At 65.3% G+C, this 20266-nt stretch carries 21 protein-coding genes; 2 read left to right on the forward strand and 19 right to left on the reverse strand.

Going from position 1 to position 20266, the window contains the following annotated elements; translation table 11 throughout:
• Window position 1: 1 nt before the first annotated feature.
• From AC3EO7_RS27615 to AC3EO7_RS27705, 19 genes are all read right to left on the reverse strand, one after another.
• Window positions 2–1558, reverse strand: coding sequence for a baseplate J/gp47 family protein (locus AC3EO7_RS27615; RefSeq protein WP_435592812.1), 1557 nt, complete (start codon window positions 1556–1558; stop codon window positions 2–4).
• A gap of 8 nt (window positions 1559–1566) precedes the next feature.
• On the reverse strand, window positions 1567–1929 hold the full coding sequence (locus tag AC3EO7_RS27620) for a GPW/gp25 family protein (RefSeq protein ID WP_435592813.1): 363 nt from the start codon (window positions 1927–1929) through the stop codon (window positions 1567–1569).
• A 22-nt stretch (window positions 1930–1951) separates the two neighbouring features.
• Complete coding sequence (locus AC3EO7_RS27625; RefSeq protein WP_435592814.1) at window positions 1952–2434, reverse strand: hypothetical protein; 483 nt, start codon at window positions 2432–2434, stop codon at window positions 1952–1954.
• A 3-nt stretch (window positions 2435–2437) separates the two neighbouring features.
• Window positions 2438–3082 (reverse strand): phage baseplate assembly protein V, encoded by a 645-nt coding sequence (locus AC3EO7_RS27630; RefSeq protein WP_435592815.1) that lies wholly within the window; start codon window positions 3080–3082, stop codon window positions 2438–2440.
• On the reverse strand, window positions 3082–4212 hold the full coding sequence (locus AC3EO7_RS27635; RefSeq protein ID WP_435592816.1) for a phage late control D family protein: 1131 nt from the start codon (window positions 4210–4212) through the stop codon (window positions 3082–3084). Before AC3EO7_RS27635 ends, AC3EO7_RS27630 begins: the two co-directional genes overlap by 1 nt.
• A 9-nt stretch (window positions 4213–4221) precedes the next feature.
• A complete protein-coding gene (locus AC3EO7_RS27640) occupies window positions 4222–4719 on the reverse strand; it encodes a LysM peptidoglycan-binding domain-containing protein (RefSeq protein ID WP_435592817.1) in 498 nt (165 codons plus the stop codon).
• Between the two features lie 45 nt (window positions 4720–4764).
• Window positions 4765–5478, reverse strand: a complete 714-nt coding sequence (locus tag AC3EO7_RS27645; protein WP_435592818.1) for a hypothetical protein — start codon at window positions 5476–5478, stop codon at window positions 4765–4767.
• 24 nt (window positions 5479–5502) lie between these two features.
• Window positions 5503–7794: an eCIS core domain-containing protein gene (locus AC3EO7_RS27650; protein WP_435592819.1), complete on the reverse strand. Its 2292-nt coding sequence runs from the start codon at window positions 7792–7794 to the stop codon at window positions 5503–5505.
• Window positions 7795–7804: 10 nt separating this feature from the next.
• Window positions 7805–9979, reverse strand: a complete 2175-nt coding sequence (locus AC3EO7_RS27655) for an ATP-binding protein (protein ID WP_435592820.1) — start codon at window positions 9977–9979, stop codon at window positions 7805–7807.
• Window positions 9976–10812, reverse strand: a complete 837-nt coding sequence (locus AC3EO7_RS27660) for a Pvc16 family protein (protein WP_435592821.1) — start codon at window positions 10810–10812, stop codon at window positions 9976–9978. The genes AC3EO7_RS27655 and AC3EO7_RS27660 overlap by 4 nt, the downstream gene beginning before the upstream one ends.
• On the reverse strand, window positions 10809–12056 hold the full coding sequence (locus AC3EO7_RS27665; RefSeq protein ID WP_435592822.1) for a hypothetical protein: 1248 nt from the start codon (window positions 12054–12056) through the stop codon (window positions 10809–10811). Before AC3EO7_RS27665 ends, AC3EO7_RS27660 begins: the two co-directional genes overlap by 4 nt.
• Window positions 12057–12114: 58 nt before the next feature.
• Entirely contained in the window at window positions 12115–12981 is an 867-nt protein-coding gene (locus tag AC3EO7_RS27670) for a T4 family baseplate hub assembly chaperone (protein ID WP_435592823.1), read from the reverse strand.
• 9 nt (window positions 12982–12990) lie between these two features.
• On the reverse strand, window positions 12991–13491 hold the full coding sequence (locus AC3EO7_RS27675) for a phage tail protein (protein WP_435592824.1): 501 nt from the start codon (window positions 13489–13491) through the stop codon (window positions 12991–12993).
• Between the two features lie 34 nt (window positions 13492–13525).
• Complete coding sequence (locus AC3EO7_RS27680) at window positions 13526–15466, reverse strand: phage tail sheath family protein (RefSeq protein ID WP_435592825.1); 1941 nt, start codon at window positions 15464–15466, stop codon at window positions 13526–13528.
• Between the two features lie 9 nt (window positions 15467–15475).
• Window positions 15476–15754 carry a hypothetical protein gene (locus tag AC3EO7_RS27685; protein WP_435592826.1) on the reverse strand — a complete coding sequence of 93 codons (279 nt, stop codon included), beginning with the start codon at window positions 15752–15754 and terminating at the stop codon, window positions 15476–15478.
• A gap of 9 nt (window positions 15755–15763) precedes the next feature.
• On the reverse strand, window positions 15764–16135 hold the full coding sequence (locus AC3EO7_RS27690) for a hypothetical protein (RefSeq protein ID WP_435592827.1): 372 nt from the start codon (window positions 16133–16135) through the stop codon (window positions 15764–15766).
• An 85-nt stretch (window positions 16136–16220) separates the two neighbouring features.
• The gene (locus tag AC3EO7_RS27695; RefSeq protein ID WP_435592828.1) at window positions 16221–16856 is read right to left on the reverse strand and encodes a LuxR C-terminal-related transcriptional regulator; all 636 of its coding nucleotides are present in this window, start codon (window positions 16854–16856) and stop codon (window positions 16221–16223) included.
• Between the two features lie 22 nt (window positions 16857–16878).
• Entirely contained in the window at window positions 16879–17097 is a 219-nt protein-coding gene (locus AC3EO7_RS27700; RefSeq protein ID WP_435592829.1) for a hypothetical protein, read from the reverse strand.
• Between the two features lie 289 nt (window positions 17098–17386).
• On the reverse strand, window positions 17387–17935 hold the full coding sequence (locus AC3EO7_RS27705) for a VldE C-terminal domain-containing protein (RefSeq protein ID WP_435592830.1): 549 nt from the start codon (window positions 17933–17935) through the stop codon (window positions 17387–17389).
• A 323-nt stretch (window positions 17936–18258) separates the two neighbouring features.
• On the opposite strand from AC3EO7_RS27705, the gene AC3EO7_RS27710 reads away from it, so the two are divergent.
• Together AC3EO7_RS27710 and frdA are read left to right on the forward strand one after the other, a co-directional pair.
• Window positions 18259–18492 (forward strand): hypothetical protein, encoded by a 234-nt coding sequence (locus tag AC3EO7_RS27710; protein WP_431971990.1) that lies wholly within the window; start codon window positions 18259–18261, stop codon window positions 18490–18492.
• 26 nt (window positions 18493–18518) lie between these two features.
• Window positions 18519–20261 (forward strand): fumarate reductase (quinol) flavoprotein subunit, encoded by a 1743-nt coding sequence (gene frdA, locus AC3EO7_RS27715; RefSeq protein ID WP_435592831.1) that lies wholly within the window; start codon window positions 18519–18521, stop codon window positions 20259–20261.
• Window positions 20262–20266 lie beyond the last annotated feature (5 nt).

Here is a 20266-nt window from a genome sequence, read left to right on the forward strand (position 1 = left end):
CTCAGCCCCCGCTCCGGTCGATCACGACGACCCGCATCCCCGCCGCGTAGTCGGCGTCGGGCGGTGTGATCGCCAGCTCGTTCGGACCCAGCTCGATCGTGCCCTGCGGATCGATGGCGGTACCGGGTCGGTCCCGCCCGAACTCGACGATATTGACGAACTGCACGCCGGGGACATCTTGGCTCTGCTCATAGAACTTGCTCAGGTAGACCGTCTGCCCGAAGTCGACGCGATCGAACCGCAAGAGCTCGGCCGCGGCCGCCTGGACAGCGGCGACGACGTCGGCACGCACATAGAAACCCTGCACACCGATTTCGGCCGTCACATAGATCGGGACATAGTCCACATCGGCGATCTCGACGATCTGGGTGAGCATCCGCTTGTCTTCGAAGTAGCCCTTCAGTTCCGCCTCGAGCACATCGCTGACCTTGCCGCGTCCGTCCGGTGCGACGTACAGCGTCACCACGCTCCACGCGGCGCTGACCGCACGAACCTTCGCCACGCCTTTGAAATTGCGGGCCAGCGCCTCGTAATCGCCAGCGGTGACAGCGCGGCGCAGCGATCGAAACACCGCGGGCGCGTGCTCGACCGCATGCTCGATACTCTCGCGCTCCGCGCCGCCGCTCGCCGACACCGGATTGCTCACAGTGGCGCCGAGCAGCGCGAGTTGTGGTGCGCTGACGAGTGTTTGGATTGCCCCGGCCGCGACATTGCCCGCTTGCCCGCCGCCGACGCGATAGGACGCGACGATGCGTGCGCCCGCCGGTGGAATCGCGCCGAGCACATCGTCACCGAATACGACGAAGGCCCGGTCCTCATCGTCGACTTCGATCACGAAGTCGAAGTTATCGGTCCGGCTGAAGGCCAGGCTGTCCCGGCGGGTCCAGACCGCCTCGGTACCGGCGAGGTCGGTCACCACAGCCACATCCCCACCGCCGTCGGCGGTGGGACCCGGTGGACGCAGCAGCACCCGCGGATGTACCAGGGCGAAGCGTTGGCGGGCGGATCCGTCTGAGCTGCCGAGTATTTCGTCACGGATCAATCGCCCTTCCTCGACCGGGACGCCAGGAAAGGTCCGGTGCCCGGACGCACCTGCAGGGAGCTGCCCGAAGTCGATCGTCATCGGCACGTCACGCGTGTACTCGAAGCGCGCGCTTGGACGCCCGGGCCTGCTCTTGGTCGCGAATGCGTCCCCCTTCGAGATGGTCACCGTCGTGGTAACCGCCGCGGGCACCGTCACATCCAATGCCGCGGCGGCGGGTGCGGCGGTGCCCAGTTCGTAGCCGATCAGGCGGAGGTGTTGGATGACGCTGCGGCGGGAGCGGGCGGTGGCGAGGAAACTCTCGTTGACTACCCGGTCCTGGTAGTAGCTCAGGATGTCGCCTAGGTAGGCGAACAGCTCGAGCAGTACATTGCCGACATCGGCTTCGTTGGTATAGGACCGCCATTCGGGTAGCAGCCGGGGAATCTGCTCGCGCATTGCGCGCAGCAGACTTTCGTAGTCACGTGCCATGTAGTCGATGACGGGTCGACCGTTCACTTGCCTGATCTCTGCCATGACCGCCCCTATCCGAAGCGCAGCCGGACGCGTTGCGGGGAGAGGTCGCGGCGGCGCAGGTAGGCCACCTCGACCGTCACGGTCTCATCGAACGAGCGGACGTCGACGCCGCCGACCACGATTTCGTCACCCAACCACCCGTTCAGCGCCTGGCCGATGGTGAACTCGATCGCGGCCACCATGATCTCGTTGTTCGGGTCGAAGACCAGATTGAAGAGCCCACAACCGAATTCGGGCTGGTTGACCCGCTCACCAGGGGCGGTGAAGAGCACCTGGATGATCCTCCCGCGCAGACCGGTGGTGTCATCACGCTCCAGATCGATCGTGCCGTCGGCGGTGACGTCGAAGGGGAATGCCGTTCCGGTTGCCATGTCGCACTTCCATTCTCGTGAATCACGATGCCGTCACGAAGCTCTGGCCCGCTGCGGTCACCGACGAGCCCGCCGTGGCGCCGACGCCGCTGCACGTATCGATGTGGTCGCTGTCCAGGAGGACTCGCACGCCGTCGACCGACAGGACCGTGCTGCCCGCGTCCGCGCTCGGGCTGCCCACGCCCAACGGCTTGTCGGTGATCTGCAAGGTCGCCTTGTTCGGCGCCGGTGCGGCCGGTGTGAAGTTGCCGCCCTGTGGCCCACTGTGTTTCCCCGCGGGCGGCTGACTCTCGCCCGTATTCAGAGTGCTGCCGCTGGTCAGCAGTGCGATCGGCGTGCCATCGATGCTGACGAGGTCGCTCAGCCGATCGGTGATGGCACCGTTGTACTCGAAATCACCGGTGCCCGTATAGGTAATCGGCGGAGTGCTGGTATCACTGCCCGCCACCGTGTGGGTGTCGGTGCCCCGCACCGGGTCATTCGCGACTATGAGGAGTTTGCCCATAGCTCACCCCTTCTTCAGGTCGATGGAGCTGGCGACGATGCTGACCGGCTGTCCGGCGGCATCGATGGTCAACGGCACTTTCGCCATCAATGTCATTGCATCGGGAGACATTTCGATTGTATTGCCGGTCTCGTCGACGATCTTGACGCCCTCTTTGTTCATCGTGATCGAATGCCCTCGGCTGCCCTCCCGCACCAGGACCGTCTCCGAGCCGTCGGCGTCTTCGAACTGCAGCGTGTGTCCCTTGGCGGTCTTGATGATCTTGCGGGTGGGCGGTTGCTGCACGTCACCGGCTTCGGTGCCGTCCTCCGACTGCGGTTTGGGCGCCTGACTGTTCCCGCCCGGCTTGCACCAGTAAGTGCCGACCCAGATCGGATATTCGAGATCGCCTTCCTCGAATTCCACCCACACCCCGGCCTGGCGCTCGGGGATGAACAGCAAACCGTGACCCGCCGAGCCCCCGTACGGAACGCACGGCGTGGCCCAGCCAGTCACTACATCCGGCCCGAGCAGGCTGGGCACCATGACTTTGAGCCTGCCGAGCCGGGCCGGATCGTCGTTGTCGACCACGATGCCCCGGTACTTGCCATAGAAGTGCCGTTCGGCCCGCTCGACCAGATCGGCGACGACGCGTTCCAGTTCCGCCATCACAGGCCTCCCACCAAAGCGCCGAGGAGCCCGCCCGACTCGCCCGCGAAATCCTCATCACCGATGGGCATCAGGGCATTTCGCTTGACTCGGAACGACTGAAGGTAGCCCGCCGCGGTGAATCGGTGGGTCACGTGCGCGACGTAGTAGACCCCGCTGTGCGTCTCGCCGACGCCCTTGATCGTCACCGTGGCGCGCGGGCGCAGGATGGCGCCGTATTGGTTCGCGGCCACCTCGCCCCGGCCGGTCACGAACCAGGAGCCCTGATCGAGCAGACCATCACACAGCGCGGACATCTCCGGGTTGCCGGTGGTGACGGTCCGTCCGATCTGCACCAGTCCGGGCTCCATGCCGGGGGCGAGGCAACTGGATGCCGGTTCGGCGCCGAGGCCGGGCCGGCGCCCCGGCCGTGCCTGCGCTGTCAGCACCTCGCCGCTGACATGATCCAGCTGGCACATCGTCACCTCCGACGGCGTCAGCGCATTGGCGTCCAGCTCGAACCGGTTGACGGTCGTCTCGGCTCCGAACAACACCGAGAGGACCGGCTGGGGCGCGGTGTCGACGGCCGGTGTGCGGAAGTAGCCGGTGTCGCCATCGACGAAACATTCGAATCCATTGCGCAGCGCCATCCGACGCAGCAGCTGAATGTCGGTCTCGCGCTGGATGATGGTGGACAGTTCCTCGTCATGAACGATATCGGTGCCGGTCACCTCGGGGGCGAGTCCGTAGCCCTGGAAGATCTCGGTCGCGATATCGCTGTCGGTCTTGTTTGGCCAATCCTTCAACCGATCCACCCGGTCCATCAACGCGGTGGCGTCCATCCCCCAGATGTCGAGGCGGCACTGCTCAAGGCCCGTCCCGAAGCTGGGGCGCAGATGCGTTATGTAGCCCACGATCAACTGGTGCTCGTCGTCCTCGAGACCTGCGGTGACGACCACCCGGCGCCACAGCGAGAAACGCGGGTCGTCCAGATACGGCCACGACCCGTCGGGACTTTGTAACAGCGCCATCGTGATCCGGAACATCGCCGCCAGTTGATCGTCGAGTTCGATCTCGAGGCTCAGCAGGTCCCGGTACAGGTCGTCGATCTCGGCCCCGTCGATTTCCACGCGCAGACTGTCATGTTTCATCGCTACCACCTACTCACCGACCGGAGCCGGGATGGCGATCGGCTGCCCGAGGCGCCCGCGCCGCACCGATGGGCCCGGCTCGAAACCCGCTTTGTCGATCACCTTTGCCAGCAGCGGAACATCAATGGTGGCTCGGTTGTGTGTCACGGCCACCGTGCGCTGCCCGCGCAGGCTCGTCCCATCGGTCACCAGCCTGACGCCCTCTACCCCGACCGTATCGGCCAATGCCGCGAGCAGACGCGCCCAGGGGAGATCGGCCACCGCCGCTTTCACCGGAAACTCCGTCGTGCCAATAGGCTCCATACCGATCAGAGCGACCGGCGAGAGGAATTCCGGATTGGCGTCGCAGATGCGCCAGTAATCCAGCGGCCTGCCGTAGTACGTGAACGCCAGCTGATCCAGCCGGTCACCCGCCTGGACCGTGTGGTAGAGCCGACCGGCGACCTCCGGTAACGGCCGAATTGCCTTGGCGGGAAATACCCGACCCGCCGCATCCGGCACCGCCACATCGAGAACTTTCCGATAACGTGAACTCCTGCTGAACATTTCCGCTCACCCCGGTATGGCGACATCGGCGACATCGGTGATGTTGGCCAGATTCAGCACCGACATCACCTCCGTCAGCGCTCGCGTGTACATATAGGGCACACTGGCGCCCTCGATCACCGTCAGATTCACCGCCACCGTGGCCCGAACCGGATTCAGATGCGTACTGAACTCCGTCTCGGTGATATTCATACTGTTGATATTCACCGGCAGCACCCGCTTACGACCGAAAATGAAAAGCACCAGTGGCGGATTCGCACCGCGAGTAAAACTGAACCCCTTCGGCTCTCCGAACAGCGCGCTGACCGCAGCCCCGATCAGACTCTCCTCTTTCGGCGTCACCATCAGCTCGAGCGTGGCGATCTGCGGGGCCACCCCGAACTCCTCGGTGACCCCATCCCCGTCATCGAGTTTGCCGGTCGCATCCAGTCGGATATCGAACCCGATCGTCTGCTCTTCCACCGTCACCAATTGGTTCCTCTGCAAGTTCAGCAGGTTGGCATTGTCCTTCTCCCCATGGAACTTCCGCAACGTCCGCTCCGGGTACCCGGGCGCCTCGGATGCCAGCGGTGCGCCGGGAAAAGTGAACGATAGGCCCCGATTACGTGTCAGCTGAACCGGATTGAACTGAAACACCACGATCAGCGGCGGCAGACTCAACCCGAACTCCACGAACGCGCCGCGCAGGATTTTAGGCTTGTTGGGAAATCCATCAGTCATCGCACACCTCCGCAGCGCGATCAATCAATGAGTGCACCGAATCTCGCCAGCTCGACAGCTACCGCCCGGGTATACCTTCCGAATCTCTTCGATATTGAAGTGGTCCTCCCCGATCGGCGATATCCACGCGAGGCACTGGAAGACGTGCAGCACTTCCTCTTTGGTGGCATAGATCTCGTCCATCGAGACACCGCCCGGGTAGTACAGAGATCGCCCTCCGTGTTCGAATTTCAACGCCGCCTCATAGTTATTGGGGCATCCATTGGCGTCCATTAGCGCGGCGAACCAATGGCCATGCATCGGATGCGCGCCGAGATAATACAGCCCGCCCTGGCTCGGCGCGGTCTCTCTGGCTACCTCAGCGCTGTCCGGATGCGCCCACACGAGTACCGCGCGGGCGTCTCCCTCGAGGCCCACGGTCTCGAGCAGCGCCATCACGAACCGTACTATGTCGATGCATTGTGCGCCGCGATCCAGGTGGTCGGCCAGCTCCCACTCGTTCTCGTGTTGGTAGCGCAGATCGTAGGCTCCCCACCGGCGCATAAGCTCCCGGACAACCCGATGCGGATTGAGGCTGCCTAGCCGACCAACCACAGCGCCTACCAACTCCACCGCTGTTCGCATCCGTTTATGGGTGACCTGGCCGGGTTTTCTGGGTTCGCCCGCGGTGACGAATATCGTGTGCCGCGTTCGCCCGATCTCATATTTCGAGTCCCGCCACTGCATGTGCCACACAATTTCCTTGTTCCGAAGCGCGGTCACCGTATCGGGCAGTTTGCCCACCGAGTCGATCGTGACCAGTTGTCCGAGCCCGCCTGACAAAGTCCCGGTGAAGTCGAAATTCAGCGCCGGCTCACCGCTGACGCCGAGAAGTCGGATCGGCGCGACCGGGGCACCGATCGGAGCCACGTCCAGCCGGACGTCGACCCGCAATTCGGTGTCGCGACGCTGGCTCATCGGGTGGCTGACCACTCCGCCGCGCCTGATGAACCACTCGGGCTCACCGTAGAGCGACCCGCCGTTACCCCAGTCGCGATCGTTGTCCCTGAGCACGTTCTGATCCGAGCGGAAGGCAAGGCTCGTGACGCGCGTGCCCGAATACTCAGCCAACGCGGTGGCTCGCGTACCACCGACACCGAATACGGTCGTATACAAGGCTTTGAGTTCGGCCTTGCGGGGGTCCGGCAGATTCTCGTGCAGTCGGCCGTAGTCGATAACCGCCAGAGCGGCAGCCAGTTGGTTTCCCGACAGCGTCTTCAACAGGTTCAATGACTGCACGGCATCTTTGTCGGTGATTGCCCAATCGAAGAGTCCGTACGACAGCCGCGACTCGACAGCCGGCACCGTGGCGGTCGGCGGTACCAGGCCCCGCACATCGGCGACCAAGGCGTCGAATTCCGGTACTCGGCTATCCGGGAGATTGTCCCGGAGCCGATCGGCGAACTTGCTGTTGGTGAAGAAGGCCGCGATCTGGAACCAGGGCAGCGTCTGCAACAATTCCAGTGCGCGCACCGCCTCTCGGTCGGTAATCCACCAGTCGATCAGGCCATAGCTCAAATGCTCTTCGACCGGTTCCAGTTCCGGGCTTATTGATCGTTGCACGGTCGCAGTGAGCACCGGGCCGGACACTGGACGGCTTGTCAGGGAGGATCCGGCGAAAGCCCCGCCCCGTTGTTGAATGACGTGCGTCAACTCATGTGCGATCAATCGCCTGTCGTGCTCGTGTTCGCCGCGCCGAAGGTAGATATGATTCTGATGGGTAAATGCCCGCGCCCCAATCTGAACGGACGAGCGGTGCGCGGCCTCATCCTGGTGTACGCGGACCTCACCGAAGTCGTAACCGAGCCGGGGCTCCATGAATGTGCGCGTAGCCGCAGTAAGCGGACGGCCGCTGCCGGTTGGCACCTCCACGTCCGCCGCGGTATTCCGTTGAGACGCAAATCCCTCAGCCAGACAATGTATTTGGATACCCCGTAGCCCGGGCGCGACCCCAGGGCCTTCGACCGGTCCGACCGTCCCGGTGACCTGATCGGCGACCAGGTCGGCTTCCCGCTCGTACCGGTCTACCGCGGGACCCACCGTAGCCTTCGCCTGCACCAGTCGATTCCGTGCGCAGCCACCACAGCTGTGAGAGCCGCATCCGCCTTGCGACTCGACATTTGGATCCGGCCCCTGGCATTCGACCCGCTGCAGGTAGTCATTACCGAGACTGCGTTGAATGACCACTCGATCGGCATTCGTCGCGGTCGACTCGAACACTTCGCCGACGGTCGCAATACCTGCGGCCCGACTTCGCATTTCATGCTTCGTCAACATATGCCGCTCCTCACCCGTGTCCCGGAGGTTCACCGGCGCGTTCGGTCCAGAGCTTGCCGATCTTCTCGTATTCCCGGCGGGCCCCACGCAGGATATGGCCGCGGTCGATGGTGCCGCCGTCGGCGGCGGCGAGGAAGGCGGCGTTCAGGCCGATATTCCTGATGGTTGCGCCCGCCACCGGGAGTTCCTGCGCGAGCGCCTCGAAATCGAGGCCGGGGGCGAGCGGGGCTCGAGGTGGGAACAGCTGCTGCCAGATGCGCTGTCGACTGTCCACCGCCGGGAACGGGAAGTCCACGATGAAGCGGAGGCGGCGAGTGAACGCTTCGTCCATATTCTGCCGCAAATTTGTCGCCAGGATGACGACGCCGTCATAGTCCTCCATGCGCTGCAGCAGGTAGCTGGTCTCGATATTGGCGTAGCGGTCGTGGGCGTCGGACACCTCGGTGCGCTTGCCGAACAACGCATCGGCCTCGTCGAAGAACAGGATCGCGTTCCCGGCTTCTGCCTCGGTGAAAATGTGGGCGAGGTTCTTTTCGGTCTCGCCGATGTATTTACTCACCACACCGGACAGGTCCATCTTGTACAGGTCCAGGTCGAGATCGGCGGCGATCACCTCGGCCGCCATGGTCTTGCCGGTGCCGGGCGGGCCGGTGAACAGCGCGCTGATGCCTTTGCCGCGGTTGAGTTTCGGGCCGAATCCCCAGTCGAGGTAGACCCGGTGCTGGTGGCGGACCTGTGCGCAGATGTCCCGGAGCAGGCCGATGCGGTCCGGGGGGAGCACGAGATCGGCCCACCCGCACACCGGGCGCACCTTCGCCACTCGGTCTCCGAGTTTCTGGTTGGACTGCCGACGGCATGCGGCGGAGACGTCGGCGAGCGTCAACTCGCGCGGTGCAGCGGATCGGAAGCGGTCGCTCTCGGCGAGTTCCGCGGCGGCCTTGATGCGCGCCGGCGGCAGGTGGAACCGGACCGCCAATTGCTCGGCCCAGGCTGGGGTATCCGAGAACTGCCCGGACAAGTGGTATCGCCAGATCGCCGCGCTCCGTGCGATATCCGGCAACGTCAAGGCAATCGGCTGTACGACGACTCCCCCCAGCTCGTCACCCCCTGCCCACTCCGACGAGCCGGTCAGGAAGACCAGCCAGCCGAAGTCCGCGATCGCGGTCGACAGCGCGGCGAGCAACGCATGGTTCTCGTTGTGCACCAACACATCCGCCTCGGCGACCAAAACGGCCGCTTGGTGCAGCAGGCCGTCGCGCATGGCCAGCCGCAACAGCCGCGCCGACTCGGCGGCGTGTGCGTCGACCGCCACCGAGAGCAGCGCTACGCCACATCGATCGCAGACCTGCCGGGCCAGCTCGCGTCTGCCGACACCGGCCGGACCACCGAAGTAGAACACCGATCTACGTTGCGGTCCAACCATTTCCAGTCGATGCTCGATGATCCGGGCGACCCCGTCCACGAGTTCCGGATCCACGACCGGTGGCGCGGACAGCGGGACGGAACGGCTCAGCTCTGCGATATCTATCAGCTGCGGATCCAATTCTGCTGCGCCCAGTAGGAATTGGCAGATATTCGGATCCAGCGCCAGGAACTGCGCCAGCCCGGACGATCCCGACGGGCTGCCCGGGTCGCTGATCTGCCGCAGGATGCCAGCCCGCACCAGCGGGGCGGCCTCGGTGAAACAGACTCGGGCCCGCCACCTTTCCGGCTCGGTCGCACACAGCAACTCCACGATCAGGTCGACGCTCGGCCGCTTGCGCGTGATGTCGTCCTGCAGATAGGCGTACAGCCGGTCGTATTTGCGGCGCAGCTCGGGGGCCAGACAGATCATCACGGCCTGCAGCTCGAATGCCGTGAGCCCGAACAACCGCCCCAGCATCGGCAGCGCGAGCCAGATCCCCTGTTCCAGGCTGCCGTCGATACGGGTCTCGATCTCTTTCGACAGCGCACGTAGCCGAGGCGGCAGACCGTCGGGCGGCGCGGCAGGCGCGGCGTTGGAATCGATCGCGAGCAGCCAATCGACCTCTTGTTCGCTGATGTACACCGCGCGGGCCGTCTGCTCCTCGGCGAATTCGCGGTTGCGCAGCCGCAGCGTGTTCGTGCGCATCCGAATCAGCAGGTCGAGGCGCCGCAGCTCGTCAGTGAGGTGCTCGAGATTGTCCTGGTACGCGGTGGCTGTCATGACCGCACCTCGAACAGGAAGGTGCGGCGGAACAGTCCGGACACGTTCACCTGCACGTCGTACAGGCCGGACGGGAGATCCCCGGGCAGCACGGCCGTGAACGAATCACCGGCGAGCGGTTCGGCGAATACCGTGCGCTCGGCGATGACCACGTGCACCTGCCACCCGGCGAGATATACACCGGTGAACGATATTTCGGTGCCTGCGGTACCGCCCGACGGCATCATGCCGGTAACCACGGGCGGCTGGAACGGTGCGCGCACCTCCCCGACACCGATGTGACGCACGCGGGTAGGCAGCGGCTGTGCCGCGGCGGGCAGCCGGTCCAGTTGGACCGTGGACACCTGGTACAGCACCGAGATTCGGAACGGCTTGGCGAAGGTGGTCCAGATCCGGCTGATCTCCTCCGGATCTGGAGTCGTGGCGGCGATCTGCAGGTGTTCGCGCGCCGCCGACAGTTCGGGATCGAGATGCATGGCCGGCACAACGGGGTGCTCGTAGAACACCCGCATGGCCTCGCCCAGGATCTGATGCGCGGCCGCGTTGCCATTAACTTGATCATTGGGCGCGTACGCCGTCAGCAGGTAGTACAGATCGAGCGAAAGCGGCGCTGGCACCAATTGATTGGGCAATTCCGAACATACCGTGAAGTCCTGATTCTTCAGGTACGGATTCTCCGCGATCCGGTAGAGGAACAGGTTGATCCGGCGGCTTCCACCCGGCTCGTCGGGGGCAAGCACGGTGACCTCGACCGCGGGGCGCAGTTGCATCTCGCCGACGAGCAGATTCCGCAGCGAGGTACTGACCGTGCCGATCGCCGTCGACGCGCTCATCGGAGGTTCCGTAATCGCAGCAGGCTGAGGTACCGGCGCTCCCAGAAGGCAATGGCACCGTCGAGTGCCGAGGTCGACTGGACACCAACGAAATCCCGCTCCTCCGGGGGCCGAGGCGTGGCCGGTTCCTCTTTCGCCCGGTTCGGCGGGTGCGACCACTCCGACGCGTCGCCATCGTCGACAGTTCCGAACGCAGCCGTCGCCGGGGCACGCACCGGCCGCCGCGACACCGTACGGGCAGCGGCCGGTCTGTGTTCGGATCGCGTCGCCGAGCTGGCTGCGATACGGGCCACGCGCGGCGAATCATTCTGCACTACAACCGAATCAGGCGGCGGCGAAATGCTCGTCGCCTCTCGGTGGCGAGCCGTCTCAGCTTGCACCACAGCCAGATCAGGCGTCGGCGGAACACCCGCCTCCTCTCGGCGGGGAGCCGTCTCAGCTTGCACCACAGCCACGTCAGACGTCGGCGAAGCGTCCGTCTTCCCCGGCGATGTGGTCAACGATCCGCTGGGTCGCAATATTGGTACGGCCGGAAAAGGTTGGGCCTCGTCGCAGGCGGGCGACACCACCGTCGACGGGACCGGTCGAGCATCCGGCGTCGTTCGGCGCTGTTCTGATGCGGCGTGGCCGAGCACCTCAGCCGGCTCGGGGGGACCGCCGTGCACGACAACCAGCGCGCCGACTTCCGGTATCTGATCGAAACGCCGAATTCCCCCGACGCACTCAGGTGCGGCAGGCGCAGGATGATGTTGGGATCGATCCCAGCTCGCAGCCGGATGCGGCACAGTCGGCGAGATCTTTTGCGGAACAGTTGATGACACCGCTTCGCCATCGGTTCCATCCGCGCCGACGGCCTGGACGGCGGACGACATCACACCGCCTTCGGCGTCGACATCACCGGCGATCGTCACCGCCCCCGGCCGGTGACGCGGCGCACCCTGCTCGTCCGGGTACTCGCTACTTCCGGCTGTGCCGGGCGGGATTTCGATTATCGGAAGATCCGCCCACGTGTCGAAGGACTCGACCGAACGCGACACAACCGTGTTGTGTGCCTGGGCCTGACCATCGACAACCGTGGTGTGCACATCGAGGACTCGCGCGGGCGACGGACTCTTCCGGACCGGAGATGGCGCCCCCGATTCGAACCTTCCCGACGGTGCCGCGGCGATGAACCCACCACGCATCGGCGGCGCGAAACTGACCCGCGCGCCCACCTCATCGGGCAGCCCGAGCAGGGCACGCACCCCACTCCGGTACCGGAACCGTCGCGCCCCTTCGGCGAGTACGCCGCGGAGGTATCCCTCACCCGCCATCGGCCTGCTCCTCCAACGCCCCGGCCAGCACATCGATATACCTGTGCCGCCTGTCGCGGGTGAGCCCCATGATCTCGTGCTCACTCCAGTGGTAGTAGTAGGCGAGGTAGTGCACCTCCCGGTAAAGCACGTCGTTGTCGGTGCGAAACTCACCGAAGAAGAAGTGCTGAATGTCGAATGGCGCCACGAACGTTCGAGTGCATTCTGGACAGGTCGTGTGAATGGTTTGGTCGACTCGCGGCGCCAACGCGGCCATTCGCTCCTCGAGCACGGACCGGGCCCGCGGCGAGAGGGCGGCGATCCGCTGCTCGCCCGGCGGAGTGTGTGTTCCGATCCGGACCACGCATCGCGCCAGCAATGCGGTCAGCGCCGCCGCCTCGTTCGTCTCGAGCAATCCCGAAACCGCCTCCTGATCACCACCGTTTGGCAACCGGAACTCGATCTCCAGCGGCGCCGGTTCGCCCTGCACGGTCATGGTGTGTAGCGGCGCGCGCTCCGCCGCCGATGTCACCGGCACCTCCGTGATCGAGAAATCCAACGAGGCCGGTCTACCGCAGTCCGGCCACGGGCAGATCAGATGGGCACGGACCCGCTCCCCGAATGTCGCCGCGCGCAACCGAAGCAGCAGATACTGACGATCACCGACCAGCAGTTCCCGCGCGACCCGCGCCGGAACCGGGCTGATCGCACCGACTCGGCCGACGCAGCGACTGAGCAGCTCGGTGACGAAGGTGGCCGGTTGCGCGCCGATCGTCCCGGCCAGCGACTCCTCGTCGCGGCCGGTCAGCGGTGCCAGCTCGAACTCGCGATGCAACCTGCCATCGCTGTCCCAATAGCCGCCGGGCAACTCGTCCACCAGCATCCCTTAGGTCTCCCGGGGTTCGGCCACCGAGGTGTCGCGAACCCAGCCTTCGTTCTCCAGCTTGATGGTGCTGATCATCACCGCGTTACCGGCCGCATCCAGCTGCGGCAATGCCTGATATTCCGAGACCCAGCAGCGAAAGACGTTGTATGCCAGCACCTTCTTCCCCTGCAGGTTGTAGACCTCGATACTGATGTTCTTGCGGAAGGTGGCCAGCGACATCGCCGGATCCCCCTGGAAGTTGTTCACCTTGTTGGCCCAGGCCTCGAAGGTGGTGTCATGGGTGACTCCGGCCTCCAGCGTGATCGGGTCGTATTTCGTCTTGCCCGGAATCTGGTGCGGTCCACTGGAATCGCCACCCTCGTACCACGCGGTGACCTCCGTCGTGCGCTTGAGCGCACTGCATTTGCTCAGACCGGCCACCGGCTGGCCGTCGACCACGATCTTGAACCGGAACCCGAGATAGGGATCGAATCGCGTGGAGTTGACAGTGAACTTTGCCATGTGTGGCACTCCTTATCGACTGTGGCCGTATCGGTTATCCGGACGCCAGTCCAGCCTTCTGGCTGATCCTCACGACCACGAATTCCGCCGGTTTCAGGGGCGCGAAGCCCACCATGACGTTGACGACCCCGGCATCGATATCGGCCTGCGTGGTGGTCTCGCCATCACATTTGACGAAGAAAGCTTCCGCGGGCGTGGCGCCCTGGAATGCGCCCTGCCGGAACAGCGTCGTCATGAACGCACCGATGTTGAGCCGCAGTTGCGACCAGAGCGGCTCGTCGTTCGGTTCGAACACCGCCCACTGGATCCCGTTGTAAATGCTGACCCGCAGCATGATCGCGGTGCGGCGCACCGACACGTACCGCCACTCCGGATCGGAAGTGATGGTGCGTGCTCCGAAGACCACCACACCCGAGCCCGCGAACCTCCGGATCACATCGACACCGATCGGATTCAGATTCCCCTGCTGTACATCGGTGAGTTCGGCGGCCAACCCGACGACGCCGTTCAGGCTGGCCTCCACACCGGCCGGCGCCTTCCACACCCCGCGCAGGGCGTCGATGCGCGCGAAGAGCCCCGCGACATATCCCGATGGCGGCAGCAGGATGGGTTCGCGGGTGCGACCGCTCGGATCCAGCGCCTTGACCCACGGAAAATACACGGCCCCATAGGAGTTGGCCTTGGAGAGCCTTCGGCGGAACGACGCCGCCTCGTCGGCGGTGTCGTCGTGCGAGGCTGTTTCGCCGATGTAGAACATATCCTGCAGCGGCCGGTTGGCGCAGTAGGCCATGCCGAGGTCGAGCATCGCGGTGCTGCCCTCGCCGGGTACCGCAAGCAGGCTGGCATCGGTCAGCGCATCCAGTTCGGTGAAGGCCGAAGCGAAGGTCTGCGCGGTAACCGGCGCGACGCCGTCGGTGCCCGCGACCGGTGCCGAGATCGGCGCCGTGACAGCCGCATCCCCGATCTGCGCCACGGCGATCGCGGCCGGGCGGCGCACGGCCGAGCCGGATTCCGAGCGTCCGCCGCTGCCCGCACCGAGGCGCAGGGAGGCCGTCGCATCGGTCGCCGACGCCGGTTGCACCAGTATGGCAGAGGTCGGGGATGTGGTCCCCGACTGCAATACCAGCCGGGGCTGCCCCGCCGGAGTTTCGACCACGCAGGTGAAACTGCTGAACGCGGCGGCGTCGGTCGAGGTCTTGCGCCTGGTCAACGCGCGTACCGCGGCTTGCAGCGCCGCAGCGACGGCCGCCGGGTCGTTGGTGGTGCCCGCCGCCGCGGGCAGGGTGGCGACCTGGAATCCGTCACCGTCCAGATTGATCTGCAGACTGAGATTGCCCGCCAGCGGCAGGACAAGTCCGACACCACCGCGTAGCACCCCGCGCTGAACACTGGTGTTACCGGCCAGCATTCGCGCATCGATCAGCGTCGACTCCCGGCCGAGCACCGTCTCGACGAAGTTCGCCGCGGCGGAATCGACACTGAGATTGTCGAACACCTCCAGTGGCGCGAGTTCGTCGACATCGGCGGGAACCACCGCCGGATCGGTCTGACGCCGGACGCTCACCTTGAACTCGTCGCCGGGATTCACCGAGCCGTCCTCGATCTGCAGCAGCAGCGAATTGCCCCACGCTCCTTTACTTTTCGCTGAAAGCCTCAACCCCGGCACCGGGGCGGCGGCGCGATTGTCGATCGTTACGGCGGCGACCCCGGCGTCAGACCGGGTCACGCGCACGACATAGCACTGCCTGCCGCCGTTGTTGAAGTACTGGAACACGCTATGCGCCAGAAAACTGTCGGCGAAGAACGATCCGTAGCGACGCTGGAATTCTGTCCAGCTCGTCACCCTGGTGGCCGTGTCCGGCCCCATCTCGGCGAGACCGACGAACGCGGCGGTCGAGGTGCTCGCGACATCGAGCGGCCGAACCCCACTCGACACCTCCTCGATGTACACGCCCGGATAGTTCGAAGCAGGCATGGACGTCTCCTAAATATGTCGCATCACGCGCTCGTCCACTGTCGCGTGGGTTTTGCCGGTTTCGCCGCCGTGGGCGTTTCCCGCAGCCGAATCCTGGGACGCATCGCTGACCGCCGCGACATCGATCAGCCGCTGGCTCCGCAGTTTGTCCACTTTGGCGTTGCCGATCACGTCGGCATCCGGCAACGCCGGCGACCGCTCCCCCGGGCCGAGCCGGACCGCCCGGCCGCTGGCCAGCGGTATGGTCAGCGGACCCGTTGCCTGCAGGTTCGTGATCGTGACAACCATCTGATACTCCTATTCGCCCGCGGCGGGCAGCCCCGCCGAGCCCACCGAATCAAGCACCACCCGACGCAGTTGCTGCGGGTCGAGAGCACCCAGCGCTTGTGGGCAGGGCCGCATCTCGTAGATCGAGGCGACCCGCCCGTCGGGTTGCACCCCGAGCACCACCGGACAGTTGCGAGCGATCACGGCACGCAATCCGTCGTCCCATGGGTCGTCCACGCTGGCGATCAGCACATCGTGGCGACGCGTACCGAATTCGCCGCACGACACGGCGGCCTCCTCGTCGAACAGTTCGACGACCACATCGTCTGCCGCAGTGAAGGCGGCACCGATGAGGTCGGCGAGCAGCTGCGGGAGCCCCACCAGCGCCAACCGAACAACCATGGAATCAGCATGTTCGCCCGCGTCTCGGCGGTAAATGGAGCAACGGATCCATCTTCGGGCCGCAGCCGATTGGTCCCCCTTTCGGTTAGTTCGCCGCGGCCGGGGGTACGCAGCGACCCCGCAGCACCGCCGCAGCCTCCGCGCGCCGCCGCACCCCCAGCTTGGCGAGCAGGTTGTGCATGTGGTTCTTCACCGTGTGCACCTCGATGCACAGCCGATCCGCGATCTCCCGGTTGGACAGACCTAGATCCACCAGCTCAAGGATCTGGGCTTCCCGAGGCGAAAGGCCCAGCACCCGCGCCTCCGACGCCTGAGGCGCGGCGTTGGCGGATATGCGGGCCAACAGGATCGCGGTCACCCGCGGAGAGCACAGGCTGTCCCCCGCCGCGACCGCCACGATCAACTTCAACAGCTGGTCCAGCGGCTCGGAACGCAGGTGATAGCCCGCGACACCGAGTTCGGCGCATTCGATGATCTCGTCCCGATCATGCTCGCGCACGCCGAGCACCACCACGCGCGTGGCCGAACTTGTCGCGCGGGCGGCCAGCAGCAGGGCTCGACTGTCCTCCGAGGCCAGATTCAACAGGATGATGTCCGGACCGTCTCGGCCGATCGCGGCACTCATCGAGCCCAGGTCCGAGGCTGTGCACACCGCGTCCGGCCCCCACTCCTCGGCCAGAATCGTGGCCAGCCCTTCACGGTAAAGGGCGCTGTCATCCACGACCAGCAGTTTCATCGGACTACTACCCATCCCCAGTCGTCGGCAGCAGCAGCGAAACCTCGACGAGGGCGACGTGTCCTTTACTGTCGCGTCCGACGGCATGCTCGATGGCCAGGCGAGTGCTGGAGTGCAGGGCGACCACGCGGTTGCGCGGGATGCCCGGCCTTTGCGCCCGGACCACGATCAGATCCGTGCCCTGTTCCAATTCGAAACCGGGCTCGTGCTTTGTCTCGACATTCACAGTGGGCACCATGGCTCCCTCCGCCATCTGGCCCCGAACACCAAGGTGAATGTAGCGCCGGCCGGAGCCGGAGTATCGAGTACCGATCTACTCGAGTTCCGCCCGTAGGCCCCGTGGTCCTAGACCGACGGCGCCGTCCTACCTGCACCGATACTTCCCGTACCCGAAGAGGTCCGCCCACCTCGGGCCGCGCGTCGGGTGGTCGGAATTCGACGCCTGGCTGGCGGCTTCTTGCTTGGCAAAGCGGCCGCCGAGGCGCAGACCGCGAACGTATCGGAGTGGCGCGCAATCAGCAAGTCACGTCCACATGGGCAGACTGAGCGAACGACACATGCACATGGTCATAGTGATTGGCGGTCGGGCTCCCCCGGTTTTCCATATACGACCAACCGTTGCCGTCGTTGTACCGCTGCCGCCAGATCACATAGGTCACACCGAAGCGCTGCTTGTTGGCCAGCACGAATTCGGCGATCGCGTCGCCGCGGGCGGAATCGGATGTCATCAAATCGAGCGCCAGCCCGGCGCCGTGGTCGCCGTCGCCCCGGCCGATGGCGCCGCCGATATCGGTGAGGCCGAACGTCTTCTTGAGCAGGTTGCCCACCTGGGCCACATGCGGTTGCGCGCCGGCGAGTTCCGTCGAGCACGGGAGGGAGGGCGGGTGCTGTTGGGCCGTCTTTTCCGACGGGAGTGGCGGCTCGGCGGCGACCGCCGCCGCCGCTATCTGAGCTGGCGGTGGCACAGCGGTCGGGACCGGGGTTGCGGCGGCGGACGACGGCGGCGAATCGACCGAGGCGGCGGGCTGGGCGGCCGGGCTCAGTCGGATCGCCACCCACAGCACGACGGCGACAGTCGCCACAGCGCCACACACAGCCAGGGCGGTGCGCTTCCAGGCTGCGGTCTGTTTTCGATGTTGACCAGGCATGATGTCGGTTACCGGCTACTGTCGGGAAGATGATCACCGATACATTACGAAATGGTCGCGAAATTGTCACGTCGAGCAGATGGGGCCGGAACCCGAATCGGTTCGTCGACAACGCATCGTCGCAGGTGAGCACCTTCGCGAGACCCAGAACGCCTCCTGCGGCCTCGGCGCAAGGCGCGTACGCTTAGGTGTCTTACACCGATCAGTAAGGTGTGCCACCGGTTAGCCGGGAGGTGGACGTGCTCAGCATCACCGAGCAGTTCAGCACCGAACGCGCCCCATGCGGGAAACAGCGGGGCGGGGCTCGCCACCGCGAAGACGACGAAGCGGGCCTGGTGATCGACGATCTGCGTTACGACTGCGGCTGCCGCCGGATTCGGCACGAATACCACGACGGCAGCGTTCGGATCAAAACGGTCCGCCATGACGGCAAGGTCCTGATGGACGAGCACAGCGCCGACTTCGAGGCCTGAACCGACGACGCCCGGGTGGTGCCACCATGACCGCTTCTCACGATGTCGTGATCGTTGGCGGGGGCGGCGCGGGCCTGCGTGCGGCCATTGCCATCGCGGAAGACAACCCGCGCCTGAGTATCGCGATCGTTTCCAAGGTCTATCCGATGCGCAGCCACACCGTCTCCGCCGAAGGTGGGGCTGCCGCTGTCGCCGGTCCGGGCGACAGTCTCGACGAGCACGCGTACGACACGGTCTCCGGCAGCGATTGGCTCTGTGACCAAGACGCCGTCGAAGCCTTCGTCGAGGAGGCGCCGCGGGAGCTGCTCCAGCTGGAGCATTGGGGCTGCCCATGGAGCCGTCGGCCGGACGGGCACATCGCGGTACGGGCGTTCGGCGGTATGACCAACAACCGCACGTGGTTCGCAGCCGACAAGACCGGCTTCCACTTGCTGCACACCCTGTTCCAGACCGCACTGTCGTATCAGGACATCGTCAGGTACGACGAGTGGTTCGCCACAACCTTACTCGCCGACGACGGCAAGGTACGCGGCGTCGTTGCCATCGAACTCGCCACCGGCCGTGTCGAAACCATTCTCGCCAGCGCAGTCATCGTGTGCACCGGCGGCTGCGGCCGGGTGTATCCGTTCACCACCAACGCCAATATCAACACCGGCGACGGAATGGCGTTGGCGTACCGGGCAAGCGCGCCGCTCAAGGACATGGAGTTCGTTCAGTACCACCCGACCGGCCTCCCGTTCACGGGCATCCTGATCACCGAGGCAGCGCGCGCGGAGGGCGGCTGGCTGCTCAACAAGGACGGTTATCGCTACCTGCAGGATTACGACCTCGGGACCCCCTCACCGAAGCCGGTGATGCGAAGTATGGAACTCGGGCCACGCGACCGGCTTTCGCAGGCCTTCGTGCACGAATTCGACAAGGGCCGGACCATCGGCACACCGTACGGGCACGTCGTCCATCTCGACATACGCCACCTCGGTGCGGATCTCATCGACACGAAACTGCCGTTCGTACGCGAGCTGTGCACGAAGTACCAGAACATCGACCCGGTACGGGAGCTGATCCCGGTACGTCCCGTAGTCCACTACATGATGGGCGGTATTCATACCGACATCCACGGCGCGACACCGCTGGAGGGCCTGTACGCCGTCGGCGAGGTCGCCTGCGTCAGTATCAACGGCGCGAACCGGCTCGGGTCGAACTCCTTGCCCGAGTTGCTGGTCTTCGGTGCGCGAGCCGGTCGTGCCGCCGCCGAGTACGCGAGCTCGGCCACTGCCCGCGAGACGCAGGCGGTTCTCGCGCTCGGCCGCGCCGAACAGGACCGGCTGGAACGGGATCTCACGCGACATACCGAGGGATCCGAACGCATCGCGCATATCCGCACCGAGATGCAAGAGACGCTGGAGACCAGTGCCGGGATCTACCGGGACGGCGACTCCCTCGCCAAGGGAGCCGACAAGGTGCGCGAGCTTCGCGATCGGTTCGGCAGGGCTTGCCTCGATGACCACAGCCGGGCGTTCAACACCGAACTGGTTGCGGTGCTGGAACTCTCGTGCATGCTCGACGTGGCGGAATGCATCATCGCCTGCGCGCTGGCACGGGAGGAATCCCGGGGCGCGCACCAGCGGACCGATTTCCCCGCCAGGAACGACGAGCGGTTCCTGGCCCATTCGATGATCCATCGGCAGCCGGACGGTTCGAGCCGCGTCTCGTACCTCCCGGTGACGATTACTCGCTGGCCTCCGGGCGAACGCGTATATGGGAGGTGATGGCG

This window comes from Nocardia sp. bgisy118 (genome assembly GCF_057708605.1).